We start from the raw sequence: 22368 nt of genomic DNA on the forward strand, positions 1-22368 counted from the left end.
CGGGCGCCCTGCGCAACCCGTCGGCTGCTCCGAGCCAGTTCTCGAACCTGATCTTCGGCTTCGCCGTGACCGAAGCTCTGGGCATCTTCTCGTTCCTGGTTGCCCTGATCCTGCTGTTCGTCGCCTAATACCGGCGCGATCACGCTTCTTCGCAGCCGGGCCAGGTCCGGCTGCGTGCACTTCTCCGGCTCCGGCCGGTTGACCGGATTTAACGGGACCTCACCTGATGGTAACGCAAGCCTACGCCCAAGAAGCGGCTGCACCGGCCGAAGAGCACGTCGAAGGCGCTGAAGGCGCCGTCGACGCGACCCATGCCGATCCCACCGCTGATACCCATGCCACCACCGAAGCCCATGGTGGCGAGCATGATTCAGGCGTGTTCCCGCCTTTCGATCCGGCGACCTTCCCCAGCCAGTTGTTGTGGCTGACCATTACATTCGCCGCGCTCTATCTGCTGATGAGCCGGGTCGCCCTGCCCCGCATTGGTGGCATTCTCGCCAACCGCAAGGGCATCATCGACGCTGACCTTGCGGCAGCCGACGCCTCCCGCCAGAAGACCGACGCTGCCATCGCTGCCTATGAAGCGGCGCTGGCTGCGGCCAAGTCCAAGGCCCAGGGCATTGCCAATGAGAGCCGCGAGGCGATCCAAGCCGACCTGGCTGCCAAGCGCAGCACCGTCGAGGCCGACCTCACTGCCAAGGTGAGTGCCGCCGAAGCCCGCATCAATGCCACCAAGACCGAAGCGCTGACCCATGTCGACGAGATCGCCACGGCCACGGCGCAGACCGTGGTGACCCAGCTGGTCGGCGATGTGTCGGCCGACAGCGTCCGCGTCGCGGTCGCCAAGGCGAGCAAGGAGTAAGCGACAATGGAATGGCTCGATAACAGCTTCTACGCCCTCGTCGCCCTCGTCATCTTCATCGCGATGACGCTCTATTTCGGCATCCCCAAGATCGTCGGGAAGATGCTCGACGGCCAGATCAAGAAGATCGCCGACGACCTCGCCGAAGCCAAGAAGCTGCGCGAGGAAGCCGCCGCCCTGCTCGTTGAGTATGAGCAGAAGCGCGTTGCCGCCGAGAGCGAAGCCGAAGGCATCATCGCCGCCGCCAAGGACGAGGCCACTCGCCTCACCGCCGAGGCCCAGGTGTCGCTGGCCGATCTCATCACCCGCCGCACCAAGGCGGTGGAAGACAAGATTGCCCAGGCCGAGGCCCAGGCCGTCGCCGAAGTGCGTGCCCGCTCTGCCGATGTCGCCATCGAGGCCGCCCGGCTGGTGCTGACCGACGAGATGAACCGCAAGGGCGGCCAGGTCGTCGACAACGCCATCGCCGACGTGGGCAACCGCCTGAACTGAGACTTTGACGTAGCGAGATTTCGAGGCGGGCACTTGTGCCCGCCTTTTTGTTTGGTTCGGGTACGCCATGATTTGAGCGCTCCAATCATACAATGCCATCGTCGCAAAATTCCTGTACGCCCTCGTTTCTCGCGATTGACGCCTTGTGGAATCTCCACCATGGTGCGCTCGACTGCGGGAGAGACTGGTTTTCTCCAGCGCCGAAGGAGCAACCGCCCCGGAAACTCTCAGGCAAACGGACCGCGTGTCAGCCGACAACTCTGGAAAGCGGACCGGCGCATTGCCCGGTCCCACCGAAGGAGCAACCAGCGCTCAGCTGGGAAATCTCTCAGGTGTCGAGGACAGAGGGGGCACGGATTTCGCCGCAGGGCGAAGCTAGTCGTGCCGCCTTGTTCATTTTCCGGGAAGTGTTGATGGCCGAAACCTCAGCCGAAGCTCTCAAAACCACGCCGCTTTACGAGCGCCACGTCGCCGCGAGCGGCCGCATGGTGCCATTCGGCGGCTATAGCCTGCCGGTGCAATATCCCACCGGCATCATGGCCGAGCACAAATGGACGCGCGAACAGGCTGGCCTGTTCGATGTGAGCCATATGGGCCCGAGCTTCCTCGTGCTCAACAATCCAAGCGGCGATGCCGAGGCTGATCACGCCGCCATCGCGGCGATCATCGAACCGCTGATCTGCGGGGACATTGGCGGCCTCAAGCCCGGCCAGGTGCGCTATACGCTGCTGCTCAACGAGACCGGCGGCGCCATCGACGACCTGATGGTCGCCCGCTCGCCGCTGCATCCAGGCTCGCTTTATATCGTGGTCAATGCCGGCACCAAGGATGGCGACTTCGCCCGTATCGAAGCCGCCGCCAGGGACAAGGCCAGGCTGACCCGCGCCGACGACAATGCGCTGCTGGCGCTGCAAGGCCCCGAGGCCGTCAATGTCGTCGCCCATATCGCGCCACCCGCCGCCGATCTCGGTTTCATGACCTATGGCGCCTTCCCCTGGAACGGCACCACGCTGGTCATCGCCCGCTCAGGCTATACCGGCGAGGACGGGTTCGAAATCCTGGTTGCGCCCGAGCATGCCGGTGCCTTCTGGGATGCCTTGCTGGCCGATACCCGCGTCAAGCCGATCGGCCTTGGCGCCCGCGACAGCCTGCGGCTCGAAGCTGGCCTGCCGCTTTATGGCCACGACCTCAACGAGACCATTTCGCCCACTGAGGCCGATCTGGGCTTTGCCGTTTCCAAGCGCCGCCGCGAGGCCGCCGATTTCCCCGGCGCCGCGCGCATCCTCGCCGAGCGCGAGGGCAAGCTTTCCAGAATCCGCGTTGGCCTGATCGTCGAAGGCGCGCCCGCCCGCGAGGGCGCCGAAATCCTCGACGCCTCCGGCACAGCCATCGGCGTCGTCACCAGCGGTGGCTTTGCCCCTTCGCTGGGCAAGGCCATCGCGCTCGGTTTCGTGCCGCCGGCCCATGCCGGGCATGGCACCAAGCTGCAGGTGTCGGTCCGCGGCCGCGCCCAACCAGCCGAGGTGGTCCCTACCCCCTTCGTGCCCCATCGTTATTTCCGCAAGCCCAAAGCCAGTTGAGAGGCCAGCCATGACCACCAAGTTCACCCCTGACCACGAATATATCCGCGTCGAGGGTTCGACCGGCATTGTCGGTATCACGCCCTATGCGCAGGAAGCGCTGGGCGACATCGTCTTCGTCGAGCTGCCTGCCGTCGGCAAAGTGCTCAAGAAGGGCGACGAGGCCGCTGTCGTTGAAAGCGTCAAGGCCGCCTCGGAAATCTACGCCCCGGTCTCGGGCACCGTGACCGAGGTCAACGAAGAGCTCTCGGGCAATCCCGGCCTGATCAATGCCGATCCGGAAGCAACAGGCTGGATCTACAAGATCGCCATTACCGATGCGGGCGAGATCGACGGCCTGCTCGATGCCGCGGCCTATGCCGACCTGACGAAGTAAAGAGACCCCATGCGCTACCTCCCCCATTCCGAACACGAACGCGCCGAAATGCTCGGCGTCATCGGCGCGGCGACTATCGACGACCTGTTCAGCGCCGTCCCCGCCCGCGCGCTCAAGAGCTTCGATCTCGGCCTGCCCGCCCATAGCCCGGAATTCCTGGTCGAGGCCCATATGCGGGCGCTGGCCGGCAAGAACCATGCGGGCGCCGATGGGCCGTTCTTCGTCGGCGCCGGCGCCTATCGCCACCACGTGCCGGCTACGGTCGATCACCTGATCCAGCGTTCGGAATGGCTTACCGCCTATACGCCCTACCAGCCGGAAATCTCGCAGGGCACCCTGCAGATGCTGTTTGAATTCCAGACCCAGGTGGCCAAGCTCACCGGCATGGATGTCGCGAATGCCTCGCTCTATGACGGCTCGACGGGTACGGCGGAAGCAGTGCTGATGGCGCGCCGCCTGACCAAGCGCAACAAGATTGTGCTGTCGGGCGGGCTGCACCCGCATTACCGCGACGTGGTGAAGGCCTATCTCAAGGACGATGCAGACCTCGAATGCCTGTCCGCATCCCCCGAGGGCCAAGGCGACATTCTCGACCATATTGACGAACAGACCGCCGCCATCGTCATCCAGACGCCCGATTTCTACGGCCATCTGCGCAACCTCAAGACGGCCGCCGACGCCGCCCATGCCAAGGGCGCGCTGCTGATCGTCGTCATCACCGAAGTGGTGTCGCTGGGCCTCATCGAGGCGCCGGGCGCCTATGGCGCCGATATCGTGGTGGCTGAAGGCCAGTCGATCGGCAATGCGCTCAATTTCGGCGGGCCTTATCTGGGCCTGCTTGCCACGCGCAAGGAATTCATCCGCCAGATGCCGGGCCGCATCTGCGGCGAGACGGTCGATGCCGAAGGCCAGCGCGGCTTCGTGCTGACGCTATCGACCCGCGAGCAGCATATCCGCCGCGAGAAGGCGACGAGCAATATCTGCACCAATTCAGGCCTCTGTGCCCTGGCCTTCTCGATCCATATGGGTCTGCTCGGCGAGGCTGGTTTCACCCGCCTGGCTCGCCTCAACCACGCCAATGCCTGCAAGCTGGCTGATGCGTTGGCTGCCGTGCCTGGCGTCGAAGTGCTCAACAAGACCTTCTTCAACGAGATGACCATCCGCACGCCACAGCCGGCCGCCAGCCTCATCGAGCGTCTCGCCAGCCGCGGCATTCTCGGCGGCGTGCCGGTGAGCCGGCTGGAGCCGACCGATTCGTCGGTTGCGAACCTCATCGTGCTGGCCGCGACTGAACTCACCACCGACGCCGACATTGCCGCGCTCTGCGCCGCGCTTTCGGAGGAACTCGCATGAGCATGAACAATCAGGGCCGCCCCACTGGCACCGGCACGACCGGCTTTACCTCGACCTCCGGCTCGGCACTGCTGCCTAACGAACCGCTGCTGTTCGAAATCGGCGATACCGAGCATTCCGGCGTCGACCTACCGGACGTCACCATCTCGACCAGCCGTCTGGGGGGCTTCGAGCGCAAAATGCCGCTCGATCTGGCCGGGCTCACCGAGCCCGAGGCGATGCGCCATTATGTGCGCCTCAGCAGGCTCAACCACTCGATCGACAGCGGCATGTATCCGCTTGGCTCGTGCACGATGAAGCACAATCCGCGCCTCAACGAGAAAGTGGCTCGTCTGCCCGGCTTTGCCGATATCCACCCGCTGCAGCCGGTCTCGACCGTGCAGGGCGCGCTGGAGCTGATGAACCAGCTTAGCCACTGGCTGATGACCCTCACCAATACCGCTGCCGTGGCGCTGACGCCCAAGGCGGGCGCCCATGGCGAGCTGCTGGGCATGATGGCGATCAAGGCGGCACAGGATGCGGCCGGGCAGAGCCATCGTAAGATCGTCCTGGTGCCCGAAAGCGCTCATGGCACGAATCCGGCCACCGCGGCCTTCCTCGGCTACTCCGTCAAGCCGATCCCGGCGCGTACCGACGGCACGGTGGATGTGCAGGCGGTCAAGGATGCGCTGTCGCCTGACGTTGCGGCGATCATGCTGACCAATCCCAATACCTGCGGCCTCTTTGAACCTCAGGTGATCGAGATTGCCGAAGCCGTGCATGCGGCCGGGGCGTTCTTCTACTGCGATGGCGCCAATTTCAACGCCATCATGGGCGTGGTGCGGCCGGGGGATCTGGGCATCGACGCCATGCATATCAACCTGCACAAGACCTTCTCGACGCCGCATGGCGGCGGCGGTCCCGGCGCGGGTCCGGTGGTGCTGTCGGCGGCGCTAGCGCCGTTTGCGCCAGTGCCGTTCGTGCGCAAGGGCAGCAATGGTCTTGAGCTGGTCGAGCATGCCGAGGGCGAAGTCCTGGGCCGCATCACCGCCTTCCAGGGCCAGATGGGCATGTATGTGCGGGCACTGACCTATATGCTCAGCCATGGCGGCGATGGCCTTGCCCAGGCGGCGCAGGATGCGGTGCTCAATGCCAATTACATCAAGGCGCGCCTGCAACACGTCTTCTCGGTGCCGTTCGGTGACTATCCGACCATGCACGAGGCGCTGTTCGACGACAGCTTCCTCGCCGGCACCGGCGTCACGACGCTCGATTTCGCCAAGGCGCTGATCGACGAGGGCTTCCACCCCATGACCATGTATTTCCCACTGGTCGTGCATGGCGCCATGCTGATCGAGCCCACCGAGAGCGAAAGCAAGCAGACGCTGGACCATTTCTGCGATGTGATGGCGGAACTGGCGACCGATGCCAAGGCCGGCAATTCGGAGCGGTTCACCGCCGCGCCCCTCAAGGCACCGCGCCGCCGGCTGGACGAAACGCGGGCCGCGCGCTCGCCGATCTTGAAGTGGGAACGGGCGGAAGTGACGCTGAAGGCGGCGGAGTAGACTGCCTTCCTTCTCCCCTTGAGGGAGAAGGTGCCCGAAGGGCGGATGAGGGGTTGCCTCCACATGCATCGAAGCATGGGCGAGCGCAGAACCCTCCCCCCTGTCCCTCAAGGGGAGAGGTAAGAAAGAGAACGGCCCGTGGACGTGTCCACGGGCCGCTTCAATTCAACGATATTGGATAATCAGCCCCTGGTATCGAAACCGACCCAGATGGTGATCTCTTCGCCGCCCAGATAGGGAATGGCGACGTTTTCGAGGACCTTGACGAACTCGGCAGAGCGGGCCGGCGCAGTGACGGAGACCGGCAAGGTGTGCTTCTCGGAGAACACCGCCTGCCCGTCGCGCTCCACGGCAAAGCGGATCGGCGCATTGACCGAAGTCTGGTTGCCGGCCGGACCGAGCAGGACACGGCCCACCACGCCCATATTGACGGTGATCAGGCCATTGGAGACCACGCAATTGCGCGAGGTCTCGTCGATTACGCCCTGATACTGCAGCGACCTGGCGTCGCCGGTGCGGCCGCCGCCATAATAGAACATCGCCTCGCCGCCGGGCCGTATGCGAATGGAAGGGCACTCGGTAGCAATCGCGGGGAGCGCATTGGTCTGCGCCTGCGCCACGGCAGCGGGCGTTGCCGTAGCGTTCTGCAATTGCTGGCTCTGCGCGGCATTGCCGCCGCCAAACATGCCACCCATGGAGCAACCAGCCAGCAGTGTCGCGGTGGCGGTCGCGGCCGACAGGCGCAGCAGCAGGGAAGAGGCTTGGTTCATGGGGCGATCTCCTGACGCGGACACTAGTTGTAGGCGGCTTCTAGCGCCATCAATATGGCAGGAGCGCCGCTGGCATTCACGCCCGGCGCGTCTTCGACGAAAACGGCACCGACAATGCCGTCGCGGATCAGCATGGCCGAACGGGCATAGCGCAAGCCCATACCGGACGCGGAAAAATCCTTCATCAGCCCGAGCGCCTCGGCCAATTCGGCATTGCCGTCGGCGATGAAATCGATCTTGCCGAGCGCGCCGGACACCTCGGCCCAGGCCTTCACTACGTGATGGTCATTGACAGTGGCGCAGACGATACGCTCGACACCCGCAGCCCTCAGCTTGGCCTCATTGGCGACAAAGCCCGGCAGATGATTGACGTGGCAGGTCGGCGTGAAAGCCCCCGGAACGGCGAAGAAGGCGACGAGCCCTGTGCCAAGAATTGCATCACTGGTCGTATCCGTCGCGCCATCGGCGCTTACAAGTTTCACGCCCACGGACGGGACCGGACTGCCGCGATCGATCATATGTGGATATGCCCCATGACTTGGCCACCAGGGCGGCGGCCATTCCTCAGTCTCAAGTGCATTCGGGATAAGCGGCTTTGACACCGTCGACAAGGCCTAATGGCCCTTTCCCCTCGCACCGTTCACTCGGCCGCCGGCACCCTGATGGTCCGCGTGACCTCGAAAGCTCCCAAGCCCGTCAGGAATGTGAGCTGAACAGCCTGGTTTTCCAAGTCGATTTCATCGCTTTTGCCCAGGATGGGAATGAGGACTAGGTTTGGTTCGGGGCTTTTTTGCGGCGTGCCGAAGAGTGGCTCGCCGCTTGGCGTGGCGGCGATCAGCGAGGCGGGGTCGATCGCGGGATCGCTGACATGGACGGCCAGCATGACTGCGTCGCGCCGCAGTTCCACATTGCCGATGGGCTGGGGATTTCCATGCCATTCGATCGGCGCCATGGCGAGCGCCTGGCGGATGCGCAACCCGTTGGGGCGGTCAGGTTCGGCGTCGTGCAGGGGCAGTGAGAAATGCGCCTGCGCCGGCACGCAGACATCGGAGCAGACACCCAAAAGGGCACCGAGCTCAAGCCGGGGCGCGCCGGGCGCCACCGTCACCTCGATGGGCAACACGGTGGGCCCGAAATATGCGTAGTCGAGATAATCCAAGGTTTCGTGCCGGGTCGGATAGGGCCAGAGCACCTGATGGCCCAGTACGCCCGAGGAGCCGACAAAATCCAGCTCGGTCAGCAGACCGGTGTCGCCGGGCACGCGCCAATAGGTCTTGCTGGTCTCGGGCATGTCGATCTCAAGACCGACAAGGGTGGTGCCGTTGGCCTTGACCTGCCCGCTACTGATCAGCCGCAGCTTCACGCCGGGCGCCACTTCCTGCCACGGCGTTTCGCCCGCACAAGCGGGTGAGGCGATCATGGCGATGGCGGCGAGAAGGGACAGAAGACGCATGGAAAGCCAATAGCGCAGGTTCAGGTTGAGAAATAGCTGACGGCACATCATGCCTTCGTGAACAGGCCAATGCACGCCCGAGACCTTCGTAACTTGGCATGGGCGGCGTGGGCGCTTACAATTAGGCCATGAGCTCGCTGGAAGGACAATTCCTCGTCGCCATGCCCGACATGGCGGACGAGCGCTTCGCGGAAAGCGTCATCCTGCTCGTTGGCCATGGCAGCGAGGGGGCGATGGGGCTTGTGGTCAATCACGAGCTCGCCAATCTGCGCTTTGCCGACATCCTGGACGAGCTCGATCTGGGCGATCCCGACGCCGTCATCCGCCTGCCCGATGCCATCCGTCAGCGCGCCGTGATGCGCGGTGGCCCGGTGGAAACGGGACGCGGCTTCGTGCTGCATTCATCCGACTATCATAGTGGCCACACCTATCCGGTGACCGAGGGTATCTGCATGACTGCAACGGTCGACATTCTCAAAGCCATGGCCTTTGGCCCGGCGCCGCGGGCGTCCCTGTTCGCGCTGGGCTGCTGCGGTTGGGGCGCCGGCCAGCTCGAGGGCGAGATCAGCGACAATGGCTGGCTGACCGCCCCGTTCAGCCAGGAGCTGGTATTCGAGACGCCGGTCGGCGACCGCTATGAAGCGGCGCTGGCGAGCCTGCACATCACCAGGGCGACGTTGAGCCCGGATGCGGGACACGCCTGAGACCCCTTCTTCACCTCTCCCTTCGGGGAGAGGTCAGAAAGTTCCCGCTAGCGCGCCAGCTGCGCGCTCAGCTTCTTGCCGAATTCCGGCCCGGTCATTGCCGCGCCGAAGGCGAAGCCCTGAGCATAGCGGCAGTTGAGCTGGCGCAGGCGTTCGATCTCGTCCAGCGTCTCGACGCCCTCGGCAATGACCATCAGGTCAAGGTCCGCTGCCAGTTGCACCACGGCCTTGATGATCGGGCCCTGGGTATGGGCAATGCCGTTGCTTTCACCCATTTTGACGAAGGGCTGCGGGATCTTGATGGTGTCGAAGGGGAAGCGGTGCAGATAGCTCAGCGATGAGTGGCCCGTGCCGAAATCGTCGAGCGCCAGGCCCAGGCCCAGATTGCGCAGAGCCTGCAGCATATAGGCGGAATGCTCGGGATTGGTCATCACCTGGCTCTCGGTGATTTCGAGCTTGAGGCGGCGGGCCAGTTCCTTGTCCTGGCTGACCAGGTTGCGCATGTCGTTGAGCAGGGTTTCGGTGGCCAGTTGCGTGGGCGAGAGGTTGACCGAGATGAAAAATTCCTCGGGCAGGCCGAGTGTCGTCATCCAATCCTTGGCCTGCGCCGCCGATTGCTCGAAGGCCAGGCGGCCGAGCTTTTCGATCTGGCCCGAGCGCTCGGCCAGCGGCACGAATTCATCGGGATTAACGGTGCCGCGGGTGGGGTGAACCCAGCGCATCAGCGCCTCGGCGCCGACCATCTGGCCGGTCTGGATATCCATTACCGGCTGGAACTGAACATGCAGTTCGCCCTGCTTCATGCCACGCTCAAGGTCTTCCTCGCTGGCGCGGTTGTAGGCGGCGATGGAACGGGCCGATGCGCGATAGGCCTCGATGCGGTCCCCGCCCAGGCGCTTGGCATAATACATCGCCAGTTCGGCATCGCGCAGCACGTCGGCGGCGGTTGCCGGATTGCTGTCGTAGATGGTGACGCCGATGGAGGCCGACAGCGTCAGGTCGCGGTCACCGAAATTGAACGGGGCCTTGAGCGCCTTGCGGATCTGTTCGGCAGTCTCGGCAATCTTGCCGGCGGCCTGCTCGGAGGCGAGGATGACGGCAAACTGGTCGCCGGTGACGCGGGCCACAGTATCGAGCGGCCGCATGATGCGGGCGATACGGCGCGAAATCGCCAGCAGTACAGAATCGGCGGCCGAATGGCCGATGCGTTCTTCGAGCTCCATGAAGCGGTCGATGTCGATGAGGAACACGGCCGGCTTGGTACCGCCGGGTGCGCGCGCCCGTACCAGCGCGCGCTCCAGCCGGTCGAGGAACAGCATGCGATTGGGCAGGCCGGTCAGGCTGTCATGCACGGCGTCATGCAGCAGGCGCTCGCGGGAGGCGCGATCCTCCGTGACGTCCTGCAAGGTGCCGACGATGCGGTTGACCTGGCCGTCGCCGCCCAGCACCGGCTTTACCCGCATGCGGAAGCTGCGATAGCTGCCGTCGTGGCCGGCGATGCGCATGTCGGCGCTGACCTTGCCGCGGCGCAGTTCGACCAGCGTATCGAAGGCGGTGCGGAAACGGTCGCGGTCGTCCGGGTGGACGCGGTCAAGCCAGCGCTTGATGGCGCCGCGCAAGGCTCCGCGCTTTTCGCCCAGGCGCGTTGCCAGCTCGTCGCTCACCGAGACGCGGTCTCGCTCGATGTTCCAATCGAATACAAAGTCGCCCGAACCGGTCAGCGCCAATGCGCGCCGCTCGACTTCGGAGAGCGTGCCGATCGACACCTGCCCTTCCGAAAAGGCGTGCTGCACCGCGGTAAAGCCGAGCAGCATGACGATGAGCACGAGGCCACCGCCGACCGCCGGCTGCGCCACGTCATTGGAGACCTGGCCGGAGAGGACGAGCCAGGCATAGAACAGCCAGGAGATGAGGATGATCCAGGTCGGCACCAGCAGCACGGCGCGGTCATAGCCGCGCAAAGCCAGGAGCAGGATCAGGAAGAAGCCCGAAACGCCGAGCAGCGCCAGCACCAGGCGGGCAATGGTGGCGGCAATGGCGGGCTGGAAGAAGGCAAAGGCGAACAGCGCCAGGAACAGCGCAGCCAGCCCCAGCGCCAGGTGGATAAAGCGCAGGTGCCAGCGGTGGAGATTGAGATAGATGAACAGGAATCCGGCCAGAGTCGTGGCTATACCGGCCTCGGCGGCCGCCCGCAGCGGCTGCACGCCGCCGGCCGGCAGGCCGAGCAGGCGCCCGAGCACGCCGAAATCGATGAGTAGATAGACCAAAACCGCCCAGGCGAAAGCTGCCGTCGCCGGGAAGACGCCGCGCCCCTTGACCACGAACATGATGGTCAGAAACACCGCCGCGAGGGAGGCCACACCCAGCACCACGCCGCGGAACAGGGTGAAGGAGTTGACGTAGTCGCGGTAGGCGTTGGGCTGCCACAGATAGAGCTCGGGCAGTCGGTCGGCCGTCAGCTCGGCCACGAAGGTGACCGTGGCGCCGGGGTCAAGCGTGACCTCGAAGACATCGGCCTCGCTGTCGACGAGGCGGACCGGACGGATGCCGGCGCTCGGCGTCAGCGCCTTGAGGCGCTCATTGCCCAGATCGGGCTGGAAAATGCCCGAGCCCGGCAGGCGGAAGAAGGGCGCCACCAGCAGGCGCTCGATCTGCTGGTCGCTCTCGTTGCGCAGCGCGAACAAGGCAAAGCTCGGATTGGTGCCCTGCTCGCTCGCCAGCACTTCGATGCGACGGATAATGCCATCTTCCCCTGGCGCGGTGGACAGTTGCACGCGGCCGTCGGTACCGGGCTGAACCTCGATAACGTCGGACAGGTTGACGGCATTGACGTCTTCGGGAACCGAGATGACTTCAAAAGCAGCGGCCGGAGCAACGACGCCCAGCGCGAACGCAAGACACATCGCAAGTGCAAAGAGGTGACGCATCAGGGGCGATTATATCCTGCGGTAGGCTTCATTGTGGCAACGCTTCAACGAGGGCGCATAAAGCGACCGCAAGCTGAAACGGCATCCTCTTGGCGGGAGCGCCCTTTGGTAGCGGGGATTGACCCTTGCCACAAGGTTAGCGAAGTGTTGCCGAATAGCAACAACTATTGCGGCGCCCCGGGCGGCGGCAGAACTAGCCGACTGCAGCTTGCACGCGGACGTCGCCATATTCACTTGCCGCCACCCGGGTACAAAGATCGGCCCAGGCGCAGCGGGAGCAGGCGCGGCGGGTAACGTCGCCCGCGAATGCGGCCCGCATCTGCGTCAGCAGTTCCGGACCGAGTGTGACGGAAGTGCCGGGGCAGACAGGCCGCCCCAGCAATGTTGTCAGATCTTCGGCGGCCTGCTCGTCACGCAGATCAACGCTGTCGCGCCAGCAATGCGCGTCCACCTGGCCCAGCAACGGGGCGCAGATGTCGTCGGGACCGGCCACCACCAGCACGTCCTCACCTGCACTCAGCCGGACCGCCACCGCATCATAATTGGCGGTGAATTCGGGGCTGTAACCCTTGCCGACATAGGTCAGCAGGCAGAGCAGATGATGAGCGCGCAGTTCAACGGTCAAGCAGCGGGGGCCTTGCTGGTACGGGGCGACAATGCCTTGAGCACGGCCGCGCCCAGGGCGGACTTCAATACACCGCCGACGATGAATGGCGCAACGCCATGAGTGACGGCACCCTCGAACCCGATGATGACGGCCAGCCAGGCGCCGCCCAGCACGAGGCACAGCAGATTGCCCGCAAGCATGGCCAGGAAAGCCAGCACCACGCGATTGCCGTTCCAGCCGCGCTCGGCGAGCCAGCCCACGAGCGCACCGCAGACCGGGAATGCGAACAGATAGCCACCGGTCGCACCCAGGAAGTGGGCCGCGCCGGATGCGCCGCCGGCCAGTACCGGCAGGCCCAGCGCGCCCTCGAGCAGCCAGGCAACGATCGTCAGTCCGCCCAGGCGCCAGCCATAGAGAGCGCCAACCAGCGTCACGGCAAAGGTCTGCATGGTCATCGGCACCGGCACCATCGGCACTTCGACATAGGATGACAGCGCCAGGAACAGTGTTCCCAGCACGATGGCAGCGACTTGCCAGACGAGCGGACGGCTCTGCAGGCGCAGCGGGCTAAAGGCATCGTGGGCGGAGGCGGTAGTGGTATTCATGGAACGTCCTTCGATCGCGTTAGAATTATAGATAATTTCTAGCTTCGATCTATTAAGTTCACGTTCCGACACTTTTCGCAAGGCATGGCGCGCTCTTTTCCCGCTCAACCAACAATGGCAAAGGCGTCGCGCGTCGCCCCGGAGGCGGTGCGAACCGGCTTTTGCCCGATCCACTGCACATGGCGACCCAGTGTCGCCATAGCGATCTCAGTCTGTCCCTGTCGCAAAGCCGCCAGAATCGCCAGGTGGTCCTGATCGGTCCGCGCCTCCCACTCGGTGCGCCAGGCGGCAAAGAGGAAGCGCGCGCTGGCGGCATGCAGGTCGTCGATGGTCGCCAGCAGTCTAGGCATGCCGCAGGGGGCCAGAATCGTGCGGTGGAAGGCCCGGTTGGCCTCCTCCCAAGAGCGAACGTCGCGCGATTTCTCGGCAGCACGATTGGCGCTTTCGGCCTCATCGAGTATGGCGCTGGTCAGGTGCGGGGCGGCATGGCGCAGCGCCAGCACTTCAAGGGCGGCGCGCATTTCGGCGACTTCCTTGACCTGGGCCAGATCGAACGCCGCGACGCGGACGCCGCGGCGCGGTTCGCTGATGGCCAGCCCTTGCGCCTCCAGCAGGCGAAAGGCTTCGCGCACCGGCACATGGCTGGCGCCGAACTCTTCGGCGATATGGTCCTGCCGCAGCCGGGCGCCTGGCTCCAGCGTACCCGCGATGATCCGCTCGGCCAAAACCTTGCTGATCCGGACCGCGATGGTGTCGTCTTTGGGTTCTGACATGATTTTATAGATAGTTTATCGCCAGGCGATTTGTCGAGCGATCAGACAGCGCGGCGGGTGTAGCGGCCGATCTCGTAGCGCTCCTTCGTCAGCCCGAACAGTACGTGGTCTTCCCAGCGGCCGTTGATCTGCAGGTACTTCTCGGCAAAACCTTCCTCGACGAAGCCGTTCTTTTCCAGCACACGGCGCGATGCCGTATTGCCCGGCAGGAAGGCGGCGTGGACGCGATGCAGGTCCAACGTGTCAAAGATGAATGGCAGGCTGGTCGCCACCGCTTCGGTCATCAGCCCCTGGCCGGCAAATGGCTGGCCCATCCAGTAGCCAAGATTGACGAATTGCGCGGCGCGGCGCCGCACATTGGAGAGCGTGATGCCACCAACCAGGGTTTCATTGCGCCCGGAGGTGAGGAAGATGAAGAAGGAATAGTCCGTCCCCTCCTCCGCCTCCTCGCGCGCCCGCTTGACGCGCGTGGCAAAGACGCGCCGGCCCAGATCGGCTTCGGTCCAGCGCGGCTCGAAGGGCCGAAGAAAATCCCGGCTCGAGTGGCGCAAGGCATACCAGGTCTGATAGTCGCCTATCTGCGGCAGGCGCAGCAGAACGCGTGGCCCGCGCAGGGCAATCAGGGGGGCGGGGGAAGACCAGGGCCAGAGCATGGCGTGGCAGCTGCCTCAGCGCTTGAGCTGGTCGCCGATGGCGCCCACATCGGCAAGATGGCCGATCGGCCCTATGCCGGCGAGCGTCGGCGAGCCTTGCGTGAGAATCTGCTCGGCCACTTCCTGCACCCGATGGGCGGTGATGCGGTTGATGCGCTCCACCGTCTCGGCCATCGGGATGGGCCGGCCCCACAGGATCTGTTGCCGCGCCAGCTGGCCCGCACGGGCCGAAGGGCTTTCGAGCGACATCAGCAGCCCGGCGCGAATCTGGTTGCGGACGCGGATCACTTCCTCGTCGGTGATGGTTTCGGTGGCGCGCTTGAGTTCGTCGAGCACGACGGGGACCAGGTCGGCCACCTCGTCCTGGCCGGTCGCCGCGGCGACGCCGAAAACGCCGCTATCGGCAAAGGCCCAGTGGAAGGAATAGACCGAGTAGCAGAGACCGCGCTTCTCGCGCACTTCCTGGAACAGGCGGGAGCTCATGCCGCCGCCCAGAATGGAGGCCAGCACCTGGGCGGCATAAAAGCCGTCCGAATTGTATGCCCTGCCCTCGAAGCCGATGACGATGTGGGCCTGTTCGTGATCGGAAATGAGGCGCTCTTCGCCGCCCTGGTATGTGGCGCGCTGGGGCGCCGGCGCCCCATTGGGCTTGAGGGTAGCAAAGCGGTCGCGCGCCACCTCGACCAGCCCGTCATGATCGACATGCCCCGCGGCGGCCATCACCATGTGATCGCCCACATAGTTGCGGTTCATATATTTGCGGACGGTGTCGGGGGTGAACTCGCGCACCGAATCGACGGTGCCCAGGATGGTGCGTCCGATCGGCTGGGTGGGAAAGGCGGCGGCCTGGAACAGGTCGAACACGTGATCGTCGGGATTGTCGCGCGCCGCGCCGATCTCCTGGACGATGACCTGTTTCTCGCGCGTCAGTTCGTCGTCGTCGAACAAAGAATTCTGCAAGATATCTGACAGAATATCGGCAGCAAGAACCACGTCATCCTTGAGCACGCGGGCGAAATAGCCGGTATGTTCGATAGAGGTCGCGGCGTTGAGGTCGCCGCCGACATTCTCAATGGCTTCGGCGATCTGCAGCGCCGTGCGCGAGGTGGTGCCCTTGAAGGCCATGTGTTCGAGGAGGTGCGAAATGCCATGCTCCGCCTTGCGCTCACTGCGCGCACCGGCTTTGACCCAGACGCCGAGCGAGGCACTTTCGAGATGCGGCATGTCATCGGTGAGCACCACCATGCCGTTGTCCAGGGTCGTCGATTGTACGCTCACGCTAGGCTCCTCCTCGAGGCTGGCGGTCGAGCGACCGCCGGCCCCCGAATGCGTCAGGCAGCGCGCGTACGCGCTGAAATGAAGTCTTCGACCGCTGTCTGGTCGTTGGCAAGGACGCTGAGACGCTCCTCGCGCGAATGTAAGTCTGCCAGCCAGGCGGGCAGCGCGGGCGCAACACCCGAGGCCGCCTCGACCGCTGCCGGAAACTTGGCCGGATGGGCGGTGGCCAGCGTCACCATGGGGGTCAGGCCCAGATGCGCGCGCGCCACATGGGCGCCCACGGCAGTATGCGGGTCGAGCAGATAGCCGGAGGCCTTGAGCGTGCTCGCAATCGTCGCCTTGGTTTCGGCCTCGCCGGTGGTGCCGGCTGCGAAATCGCGACGGATGGCGGCCAGGGCCCGGTCCGGCAGGGCAAAGCCGCCCGACTGCTTGAGGCTGTCCATCATGCGCACCACGGCGGCGGCATCGCGCCCGGCGGCCTCGAACAGCAGCCGTTCGAAATTGGACGAAATCTGGATATCCATGGATGGGCTGATGGTGGGCGCCACGCCGTCCATCTCGTAGCGGCCCGTATCGAAGGTGCGGCGCAGGATGTCATTGGCATTGGTGGCGATGATCAGCCGCTCGATCGGCAGGCCCATGGCCTTGGCACAATAGCCGGCGAAGATATCGCCGAAATTGCCCGTCGGCACGGTGAAGCTGACTTTGCGGTGCGGCGCGCCCAGCGAGACAGCCGCCGTGAAGTAATAGACGATCTGCGCAACGATGCGGCCCCAATTGATGGAGTTGACGCCGCTGAGGCGCACGGAATCGCGGAATTTGTGATTGTTGAACATCGCTTTGACGATGTTTTGGCAGTCGTCAAACGTGCCTTCGAGCGCAATGTTGTGCACATTGGCGTCGAGCACCGTAGTCATCTGCAGGCGCTGCACCGGCGAGGTGCGGCCGAGCGGATGCAGGATGAAGATGTCGGTGGTGTCGCGGCCGCGGAAGGCCTCAATGGCGGCCGAGCCGGTATCGCCTGAGGTAGCGCCGACAATGGTGGCCTTGAGGCCGCGTTCGGCGAGAATGTGATCCATCACCCGGCTGAGGAACTGCATGGCCACGTCCTTGAAGGCCAGCGTCGGCCCATGGAACAGTTCCAGCACGAAATGGTTCGGCTCAAGCTCAAGCAGCGGCGCCACCGAGGGATGGCGGAAGACGGCGTAGGATTCGTCGATGATCGCCTTGAGCCTGGCCGGGGCGATCTCGTCGCCGGTGAAGCGGCTGATGATGGCATAGGCCACGTCGGCATAGGGCTTGCCGGCAAAAGCCGCGGCTTCGGCGGGGCTAACCTGGGGCCAGCTCTGCGGCACATAGAGTCCGCCGTCGGAGGCGAGACCCGCGAGAACCGCGTCAGAGAAGCCGAGCGCGGGCGCCTGGCCGCGCGTAGAGACAAACTGCATTCGGGGGAAGAGCCCTTTTAGAATTGTCGCAACCTATTCAAACAGGGGATGAACCGCAAGTTTGCCGGATCAGCCCTTGGTGGCCGCACGCTGCCGCGCCAGCCAGAAGCCCAGCATGACGACCGCGACGATGGCAAAGCCATACCAGGTGTAGGCATAACCGAGGTGGTTATTGGGGAATTCAATGACCGTTTCACCGCCCTGCGGCAGCTCACCCGGCGCGCCGGCCGGCAAATCGACATAGAAGGGCGCAAAGGGCGCCAGGGCCGGATCGACCATGGCGGCGAGCCGCCCGGGATCGCGCACCCATTCAATCCGGTCGGACGTGTTGGGGCCGGGGGTCATGAAGCCAGCCGCCTCGCCCGGACGCAGCAGCCCGGTGATCGTGATCTGGCCGTCTTCCCCCTGGGGATCGGTAACAGCGGCCTCCTGGAAGTCCTCCGGAATGAAGCCGCGATTGACAAAGACCGTGCCGCCCTCGGCCAGCACAAAGGGCGTGATCACCCAATAGCCCGGACCCGAGGCAGCGCCCCTGGCGTTGGAGAGGCTGGTGAAAACCGTCACCGTCTGGTTGTAGCGGAAGGCACCAGTGAGGGAGACGGGCTGGAAATTGAGCGCTTCGAGATCGAGACTGGCCCACTGCTCCGCCGGGGGCGCCGATATCGGATCGGCATTGAGCCGCGAGGCGACTGCCGCAATCAGCGCATCCTTTTCGGCCAGCCGCTGCATCTGCCAGCTGCCCAGCCAGACGCAGGTGACGGCGAGCGCCAGCATCAGCGCCACGAAGGTCCAGGTCATCACCGGACCGAGGCCGCGCCTTTCGGTCATTGGTGGCCCTCGTGGGCGTCGTGCCGGTATTGCAGCGCTATCAGCACGCCCTTGAACGGCGGCAGCAGCAAGAGCGAGAGAATCAGCGTGGTCGGAATCCACAGGATCAGGTGGACAAAAGGGGGTGGGTTGAACAGCGCGCCCACCAACAGGGCCAGCGCCATGACGATGGGCGCGACGAGGAAGATTACAAAGACCGCCGGACCGTCGCCGCTATCGGCAAATTTCAGATCGAGCCCGCAGGCCGGGCAAGCGGGCGCCGGCTTGAGATAGCCGACAAACAGCTTGCCCTCGCCACAGCGCGGGCAGCGGCAGGTCAGGCCGGCGATGATCGGGGCGGGTCGGGCCATGGGGCCTCCAAAACGGGTCGGGGCGCAGCTTGTGGCTGCGCCCCGTGAAAGATGTAGGGCGGATCCTAGTGGTGGATCGCCACGCCCCAGGCGCCCCAGACATAGATGGAGGCAAACAGGAACAGCCAGACCACGTCCACGAAATGCCAGTACCAGGCAGCAAATTCGAAGCCGAGGTGGCGTTCGGGGGTGAAGTCGCCGCGCAGGGCGCGGATCAGGCAGACCAAAAGGAAGATGGTGCCGATCAGCACGTGGAAGCCGTGCAGGCCCGTGGCCATGAAGAAGGTGGCGCCATACATGGAGCCGGCAAAAGAGAAACCGGCTTCGCTATATTCCAGCGCCTGCACGCCTGTGAACACGGCACCCAGCAGGACGGTGAGGACAAGGCCCCACTTGAGCCCCTCACGGTCGCCTTCGAGCAGGGCGTGATGCGCCCAGGTCACCGTGGTGCCCGAGGTCAGCAGCAGCAGTGTGTTGAACAGCGGCAGGTGGAACGGGTCGAACAGTTCGATGCCGGTCGGCGGCCAGATGCCACTGGTGGCGGCGACACGGGCATATTGCTCCACATCGTCGAGGCGGAAGAAGCCGTCGAAATAGGCCCAGAAGAAGCCGAAGAACACCATCACTTCGGAAGCGATGAACAGCATCATGCCATAGCGGTGATGCATCTGCACGACCGCGGTGTGGTCACCCTGATTGGCTTCCTTGATGACGTCGCTCCACCACGCATACATGGTGTAGAGCACGCCGACGAGGCCGATGAAGAAGACGAATGGGGTCCATTCGTGCATCCAGAAGATGGCGCCCATGGCCATGATGAGGACCGCAACCGACATGACGAACGGCCAGGGGCTCGGCTCGACCATGTGGTAATCGTGGTTCTTGGCTATTCCGGCCATAGTCAGCTTCCCTCGTTGTCTGAAGCGTAGAAAGTGTAGGAGAGTGTGATCTCGCCGACGGTGGCAAGCTCGTGGTTGTCCGCCAGTTCGGGATCGATGAAGAACACGATCGGCATGTCCACGGTCTCGCCGGGCTGCAGCGTCTGCTCGGTGAAGCAGAAGCACTCGATCTTGTTGAAATAGGCGCCGGCCTTGTCGGGCGAGACATTGAACACGGCCATGCCGGTGATCGGCTTGTCCGAATTGTTGGTGGCGATGTAGTTGACCGTATCGACCATGCCGATGCGATCGGTGATCGAAGCGGCCGGGGTGACGGTCCAGGCCAGGTCGTTGGCGACGTTGGAATCGAAGCGCACGGTCATCTGACGCGCGATGGCGCCCTTGGGGCTATCGCCGGCAATCTGCGTGGTCCCGCCAAATCCGGTGAGCTGGCAGAAGAGCTGGTAGAGCGGCACCGAGGCGTAGGCGAGGCCCACCATGCCGGCCGCCACGAACAGCCCGGCAAGGGCCACGCGCCTGTTGCGGCGTGCCATCGCTGGATCGATCCCGCTATTGGTCAGATCAGCCATCAAAGCGTCCGGTCAAACAAAGCCGGGCCCATCTTGATGATGGTCAGCGCATAGAAGGTCAGGGCAAACAGCGCCAGACCTATGGCGATAGCAATGGAGCGGCGACGGCGCAGCCTGGCGCGCGCCGCGGCAATCTCTGGCGTCTCGCTTTCAACACTGCGGATTTCGTTCGGCCCGCTCATCAGGTGAAGCTCCCGAAGCGGGTCAACAGGTTGTCGGTCATGAAGGCGAAGAAGACGATGAACAAATAGCTCAGCGAGTAGTTGAACAGCGTCCGAGCTGCCTTGCGCATGGCCACATCCTCACGCGTGCGCAGCAGGCGCCACGCGAGGTAAGTGAATGACGCACCGGTGACCACTGCGACGATGGTGTAGATCCAGCCGGAAAAGCCGAAGAAGGTCGGCAGCATGGCGGCGGCGGCGAGGATCACCGTATAGGCGAAGATCTGCAGCTTGGTGGAGGCTTCGCCGACGACATTGGGCATCATCGGCACGCCCGCGGCGCCATAGTCGGACTGCTTGTAGAGTGCCAGCGCCCAGAAATGCGGCGGCGTCCACAGGAAGATGATGAGGAACAGCACAACGCTTTCGAAGGACACATTGCCGGTGACCGCTGCCCAGCCGACGATGGGCGGGAAGGCGCCGGCAGCGCCGCCGATGACGATGTTCTGGGGCGTCGAGCGCTTGAGCCACATCGTGTAGATGACGACGTAGAAGAAGATGGTGAAGGCGAGCAGACCCGCCGCAACCCAGTTGGTGGCCAGCCCGAGCAGCGCCACCGAGAACACCGACAGCACCAGGCCGAAGACCAGCGCCTGTTCCCGGGCGATGCGGCCGGCCGGTATCGGGCGATTCTGGGTGCGGCTCATGATGGCGTCGATATCGCTATCGTACCACATGTTGAGCGCGCCCGAGGCCCCGGCGCCGATGGCAATGCAGACGATGGCGATGACGCCAATCACCGGATTGATACCGCCAGGGGCAACGACCAGGCCAACGATCGCCGTGAACACAACCAGTTGCATCACGCTCGGCTTCAGCAGCGCGAGGTAATCCTCCACGCGCGCTTCGCCGGCGATGCCTGGCAGGTTCCTGCTGTCGTCAAGAAGAGCCAATGGCCTTGCCTTTGCGGTTTCGAAGACGGGCCGCGCGAGCGCGGCCCGGTTTGCGCTAGTGCGCGTTGGTCGAGTCGATCTTGGGCAGCGTGGTGAACTGGTGGAACGGCGGCGGGCTGGACAGGGTCCATTCCAGCGTCGTGGCACCATCGCCCCACGGACTGTCACCGGCCGGACGCTTCTTCCGGCTGGCTTCCCACGTCGCGTAGAAGAAGATGATCATGGCGACGAAGGTGATGTAGTAGCCGACCGAGGAGACGCGGTTCCACATGCCAAAGGCATCCGGATAGTCGATATAGCGGCGCGGCATGCCGGCAAGGCCGAGGAAATGCTGCGGGAAGAAGATCAGGTTCACGCCGACGAACATAACCCAGAAATGCAGTTGGGCCAGGAACTCGTTATACATGTAGCCGAACATCTTGGGGTACCAGTAGTACCAGCCCGCGAAGATCGAGAACACGGCACCCAGCGACAGCACATAGTGGAAGTGTGCCACCACATAATAGGTGTCGTGCAGGGCGCGGTCAGCACCGGCATTGGCCAGCACCACGCCGGTCACACCACCCACGGTGAACAGGAAGATGAAGCCGATGGCCCAGAGCATGGGCGACTTGAAGGTGATGGAGCCGCCCCACATGGTGGCGATCCAGCTGAAGATCTTCACACCCGTCGGCACCGCGATGACCATGGTGGCGGCCACGAAGTAGCGCTGCACGTCGAGCGACATGCCGACGGTGTACATGTGGTGCGCCCACACGATGAAGCCGACGCCACCGATGGCGATCATGGCGTAGACCATCGCGAGATAGCCGAAGATGGGCTTGCGCGAGAAGGTCGAGATGATGTGGCTGACGATGCCGAAGCCCGGCAGGATCAGGATGTACACTTCCGGGTGACCGAAGAACCAGAACAGGTGCTGGAACAGGATCGGGTCGCCGCCGCCTTCAGGCGCGAAGAAGGCCGTGCCGAAGTTGCGGTCCGTCAAAAGCATGGTGATGCCGCCTGCCAGAACCGGCAGCGAAAGCAGAAGCAGGAAGGCGGTGATCAGAACCGACCAGGCAAACAGCGGCATCTTGTGCAGCGTCATGCCCGGAGCGCGCATGTTCAGGATCGTGGTGATAAAGTTGATCGCACCGAGGATCGACGACGCACCGGCAATGTGCAGGCCGAGGATCACAAGATCCAT

The 22368-nt window shown here is 64.2% G+C and carries 24 protein-coding genes, 1 pseudogene and 1 riboswitch; of the genes and pseudogenes, 8 read left to right on the forward strand and 17 right to left on the reverse strand.

Annotated elements, in window-relative coordinates; translation table 11 throughout:
- From V6M52_RS11035 to gcvPB, 7 genes and pseudogenes are all read left to right on the forward strand, one after another.
- A pseudogene (locus V6M52_RS11035) lies at positions 1-128 on the forward strand (F0F1 ATP synthase subunit C); the annotation flags it as partial.
- Positions 129-223: 95 nt separating this feature from the next.
- A complete protein-coding gene (locus V6M52_RS11040) occupies positions 224-862 on the forward strand; it encodes a F0F1 ATP synthase subunit B (RefSeq protein ID WP_442881851.1) in 639 nt (212 codons plus the stop codon).
- 6 nt (positions 863-868) lie between these two features.
- Entirely contained in the window at positions 869-1354 is a 486-nt protein-coding gene (locus V6M52_RS11045) for a F0F1 ATP synthase subunit B family protein (RefSeq protein ID WP_332701054.1), read from the forward strand.
- A gap of 165 nt (positions 1355-1519) precedes the next feature.
- Positions 1520-1607: riboswitch (glycine riboswitch) on the forward strand.
- Positions 1608-1767: 160 nt separating this feature from the next.
- Complete coding sequence (gene gcvT / locus V6M52_RS11050) at positions 1768-2934, forward strand: glycine cleavage system aminomethyltransferase GcvT (RefSeq protein WP_332701055.1); 1167 nt, start codon at positions 1768-1770, stop codon at positions 2932-2934.
- Between the two features lie 10 nt (positions 2935-2944).
- Positions 2945-3310 carry a glycine cleavage system protein GcvH gene (gene gcvH, locus V6M52_RS11055; protein WP_332701056.1) on the forward strand — a complete coding sequence of 122 codons (366 nt, stop codon included), beginning with the start codon at positions 2945-2947 and terminating at the stop codon, positions 3308-3310.
- Positions 3311-3319: 9 nt separating this feature from the next.
- Positions 3320-4663: an aminomethyl-transferring glycine dehydrogenase subunit GcvPA gene (gene gcvPA / locus V6M52_RS11060; RefSeq protein ID WP_332688044.1), complete on the forward strand. Its 1344-nt coding sequence runs from the start codon at positions 3320-3322 to the stop codon at positions 4661-4663.
- Complete coding sequence (gene gcvPB, locus V6M52_RS11065) at positions 4660-6207, forward strand: aminomethyl-transferring glycine dehydrogenase subunit GcvPB (protein WP_332701057.1); 1548 nt, start codon at positions 4660-4662, stop codon at positions 6205-6207. Before gcvPA ends, gcvPB begins: the two co-directional genes overlap by 4 nt.
- A gap of 182 nt (positions 6208-6389) precedes the next feature.
- Here gcvPB and V6M52_RS11070 read toward each other — a convergent pair whose 3' ends face one another.
- The 3 genes from V6M52_RS11070 to V6M52_RS11080 all read right to left on the reverse strand — a co-directional run bounded on the left by V6M52_RS11070 (position 6390) and on the right by V6M52_RS11080 (position 8430).
- Positions 6390-6977: a hypothetical protein gene (locus V6M52_RS11070; protein ID WP_332701058.1), complete on the reverse strand. Its 588-nt coding sequence runs from the start codon at positions 6975-6977 to the stop codon at positions 6390-6392.
- Positions 6978-7000: 23 nt separating this feature from the next.
- Positions 7001-7495, reverse strand: coding sequence for a peroxiredoxin (locus tag V6M52_RS11075; RefSeq protein ID WP_332701059.1), 495 nt, complete (start codon positions 7493-7495; stop codon positions 7001-7003).
- Between the two features lie 122 nt (positions 7496-7617).
- Positions 7618-8430 carry a protein-disulfide reductase DsbD domain-containing protein gene (locus V6M52_RS11080; protein WP_332701060.1) on the reverse strand — a complete coding sequence of 271 codons (813 nt, stop codon included), beginning with the start codon at positions 8428-8430 and terminating at the stop codon, positions 7618-7620.
- A gap of 128 nt (positions 8431-8558) precedes the next feature.
- Here V6M52_RS11080 and V6M52_RS11085 point away from each other — a divergent pair, with 128 nt between their 5' ends.
- Positions 8559-9134, forward strand: coding sequence for a YqgE/AlgH family protein (locus tag V6M52_RS11085; RefSeq protein WP_332688049.1), 576 nt, complete (start codon positions 8559-8561; stop codon positions 9132-9134).
- Between the two features lie 47 nt (positions 9135-9181).
- Here the strand turns inward: V6M52_RS11085 and V6M52_RS11090 are convergent, their stop codons facing one another.
- The 14 genes from V6M52_RS11090 to V6M52_RS11155 form a co-directional block, all read right to left on the reverse strand.
- Positions 9182-12061 (reverse strand): EAL domain-containing protein, encoded by a 2880-nt coding sequence (locus tag V6M52_RS11090; RefSeq protein WP_332701061.1) that lies wholly within the window; start codon positions 12059-12061, stop codon positions 9182-9184.
- Between the two features lie 193 nt (positions 12062-12254).
- Positions 12255-12686 (reverse strand): DUF1284 domain-containing protein, encoded by a 432-nt coding sequence (locus tag V6M52_RS11095; protein ID WP_332688051.1) that lies wholly within the window; start codon positions 12684-12686, stop codon positions 12255-12257.
- Positions 12683-13273 (reverse strand): biotin transporter BioY, encoded by a 591-nt coding sequence (locus V6M52_RS11100; RefSeq protein WP_332701062.1) that lies wholly within the window; start codon positions 13271-13273, stop codon positions 12683-12685. Before V6M52_RS11100 ends, V6M52_RS11095 begins: the two co-directional genes overlap by 4 nt.
- Before the next feature lie 104 nt (positions 13274-13377).
- Positions 13378-14046, reverse strand: coding sequence for a GntR family transcriptional regulator (locus V6M52_RS11105; RefSeq protein WP_332688053.1), 669 nt, complete (start codon positions 14044-14046; stop codon positions 13378-13380).
- A gap of 41 nt (positions 14047-14087) precedes the next feature.
- Complete coding sequence (locus tag V6M52_RS11110) at positions 14088-14699, reverse strand: GNAT family N-acetyltransferase (RefSeq protein WP_332701063.1); 612 nt, start codon at positions 14697-14699, stop codon at positions 14088-14090.
- Between the two features lie 15 nt (positions 14700-14714).
- Entirely contained in the window at positions 14715-15977 is a 1263-nt protein-coding gene (locus tag V6M52_RS11115) for a M16 family metallopeptidase (protein WP_332688055.1), read from the reverse strand.
- A 53-nt stretch (positions 15978-16030) separates the two neighbouring features.
- On the reverse strand, positions 16031-17422 hold the full coding sequence (gene thrC / locus V6M52_RS11120) for a threonine synthase (RefSeq protein ID WP_332701064.1): 1392 nt from the start codon (positions 17420-17422) through the stop codon (positions 16031-16033).
- Between the two features lie 69 nt (positions 17423-17491).
- Positions 17492-18250 carry an SURF1 family protein gene (locus V6M52_RS11125; RefSeq protein ID WP_332701065.1) on the reverse strand — a complete coding sequence of 253 codons (759 nt, stop codon included), beginning with the start codon at positions 18248-18250 and terminating at the stop codon, positions 17492-17494.
- On the reverse strand, positions 18247-18600 hold the full coding sequence (locus V6M52_RS11130; protein WP_332701066.1) for a DUF983 domain-containing protein: 354 nt from the start codon (positions 18598-18600) through the stop codon (positions 18247-18249). The genes V6M52_RS11125 and V6M52_RS11130 overlap by 4 nt, the downstream gene beginning before the upstream one ends.
- 65 nt (positions 18601-18665) lie before the next feature.
- On the reverse strand, positions 18666-19499 hold the full coding sequence (locus V6M52_RS11135; RefSeq protein ID WP_332688059.1) for a cytochrome c oxidase subunit 3: 834 nt from the start codon (positions 19497-19499) through the stop codon (positions 18666-18668).
- 2 nt (positions 19500-19501) lie between these two features.
- A complete protein-coding gene (locus V6M52_RS11140) occupies positions 19502-20068 on the reverse strand; it encodes a cytochrome c oxidase assembly protein (RefSeq protein WP_332701067.1) in 567 nt (188 codons plus the stop codon).
- Positions 20068-20250, reverse strand: coding sequence for a hypothetical protein (locus V6M52_RS11145; RefSeq protein WP_332701068.1), 183 nt, complete (start codon positions 20248-20250; stop codon positions 20068-20070). The genes V6M52_RS11140 and V6M52_RS11145 overlap by 1 nt, the downstream gene beginning before the upstream one ends.
- Positions 20250-21182, reverse strand: a complete 933-nt coding sequence (locus V6M52_RS11150) for a heme o synthase (protein WP_442881850.1) — start codon at positions 21180-21182, stop codon at positions 20250-20252. The genes V6M52_RS11145 and V6M52_RS11150 overlap by 1 nt, the downstream gene beginning before the upstream one ends.
- A gap of 55 nt (positions 21183-21237) precedes the next feature.
- A partial coding sequence (locus V6M52_RS11155) for a cbb3-type cytochrome c oxidase subunit I (RefSeq protein ID WP_332701069.1) occupies positions 21238-22368 on the reverse strand: 1131 nt, incomplete at its 5' end.

The organism is Devosia sp., from assembly GCF_036676215.1.
Classification (GTDB): Bacteria; Pseudomonadota; Alphaproteobacteria; order Rhizobiales; family Devosiaceae; genus Devosia.

Coding starts and splice junctions, on each gene's coding strand:
- V6M52_RS11045 (WP_332701054.1), top strand. CDS start 869: ATGGAATGGCTCGATAACAGCTTCTACGCCCTCGTCGCCCTCGTCATC.
- gcvT (WP_332701055.1), top strand. CDS start 1,768: ATGGCCGAAACCTCAGCCGAAGCTCTCAAAACCACGCCGCTTTACGAG.
- gcvH (WP_332701056.1), top strand. CDS start 2,945: ATGACCACCAAGTTCACCCCTGACCACGAATATATCCGCGTCGAGGGT.
- gcvPA (WP_332688044.1), top strand. CDS start 3,320: ATGCGCTACCTCCCCCATTCCGAACACGAACGCGCCGAAATGCTCGGC.
- gcvPB (WP_332701057.1), top strand. CDS start 4,660: ATGAGCATGAACAATCAGGGCCGCCCCACTGGCACCGGCACGACCGGC.
- V6M52_RS11070 (WP_332701058.1), bottom strand. CDS start 6,977: ATGAACCAAGCCTCTTCCCTGCTGCTGCGCCTGTCGGCCGCGACCGCC.
- V6M52_RS11075 (WP_332701059.1), bottom strand. CDS start 7,495: ATGATCGATCGCGGCAGTCCGGTCCCGTCCGTGGGCGTGAAACTTGTA.
- V6M52_RS11080 (WP_332701060.1), bottom strand. CDS start 8,430: ATGCGTCTTCTGTCCCTTCTCGCCGCCATCGCCATGATCGCCTCACCC.
- V6M52_RS11085 (WP_332688049.1), top strand. CDS start 8,559: ATGAGCTCGCTGGAAGGACAATTCCTCGTCGCCATGCCCGACATGGCG.
- V6M52_RS11090 (WP_332701061.1), bottom strand. CDS start 12,061: ATGCGTCACCTCTTTGCACTTGCGATGTGTCTTGCGTTCGCGCTGGGC.
- V6M52_RS11100 (WP_332701062.1), bottom strand. CDS start 13,273: ATGAATACCACTACCGCCTCCGCCCACGATGCCTTTAGCCCGCTGCGC.
- V6M52_RS11105 (WP_332688053.1), bottom strand. CDS start 14,046: ATGTCAGAACCCAAAGACGACACCATCGCGGTCCGGATCAGCAAGGTT.
- V6M52_RS11110 (WP_332701063.1), bottom strand. CDS start 14,699: ATGCTCTGGCCCTGGTCTTCCCCCGCCCCCCTGATTGCCCTGCGCGGG.
- thrC (WP_332701064.1), bottom strand. CDS start 17,422: ATGCAGTTTGTCTCTACGCGCGGCCAGGCGCCCGCGCTCGGCTTCTCT.
- V6M52_RS11125 (WP_332701065.1), bottom strand. CDS start 18,250: ATGACCGAAAGGCGCGGCCTCGGTCCGGTGATGACCTGGACCTTCGTG.
- V6M52_RS11130 (WP_332701066.1), bottom strand. CDS start 18,600: ATGGCCCGACCCGCCCCGATCATCGCCGGCCTGACCTGCCGCTGCCCG.
- V6M52_RS11135 (WP_332688059.1), bottom strand. CDS start 19,499: ATGGCCGGAATAGCCAAGAACCACGATTACCACATGGTCGAGCCGAGC.
- V6M52_RS11140 (WP_332701067.1), bottom strand. CDS start 20,068: ATGGCTGATCTGACCAATAGCGGGATCGATCCAGCGATGGCACGCCGC.
- V6M52_RS11145 (WP_332701068.1), bottom strand. CDS start 20,250: ATGAGCGGGCCGAACGAAATCCGCAGTGTTGAAAGCGAGACGCCAGAG.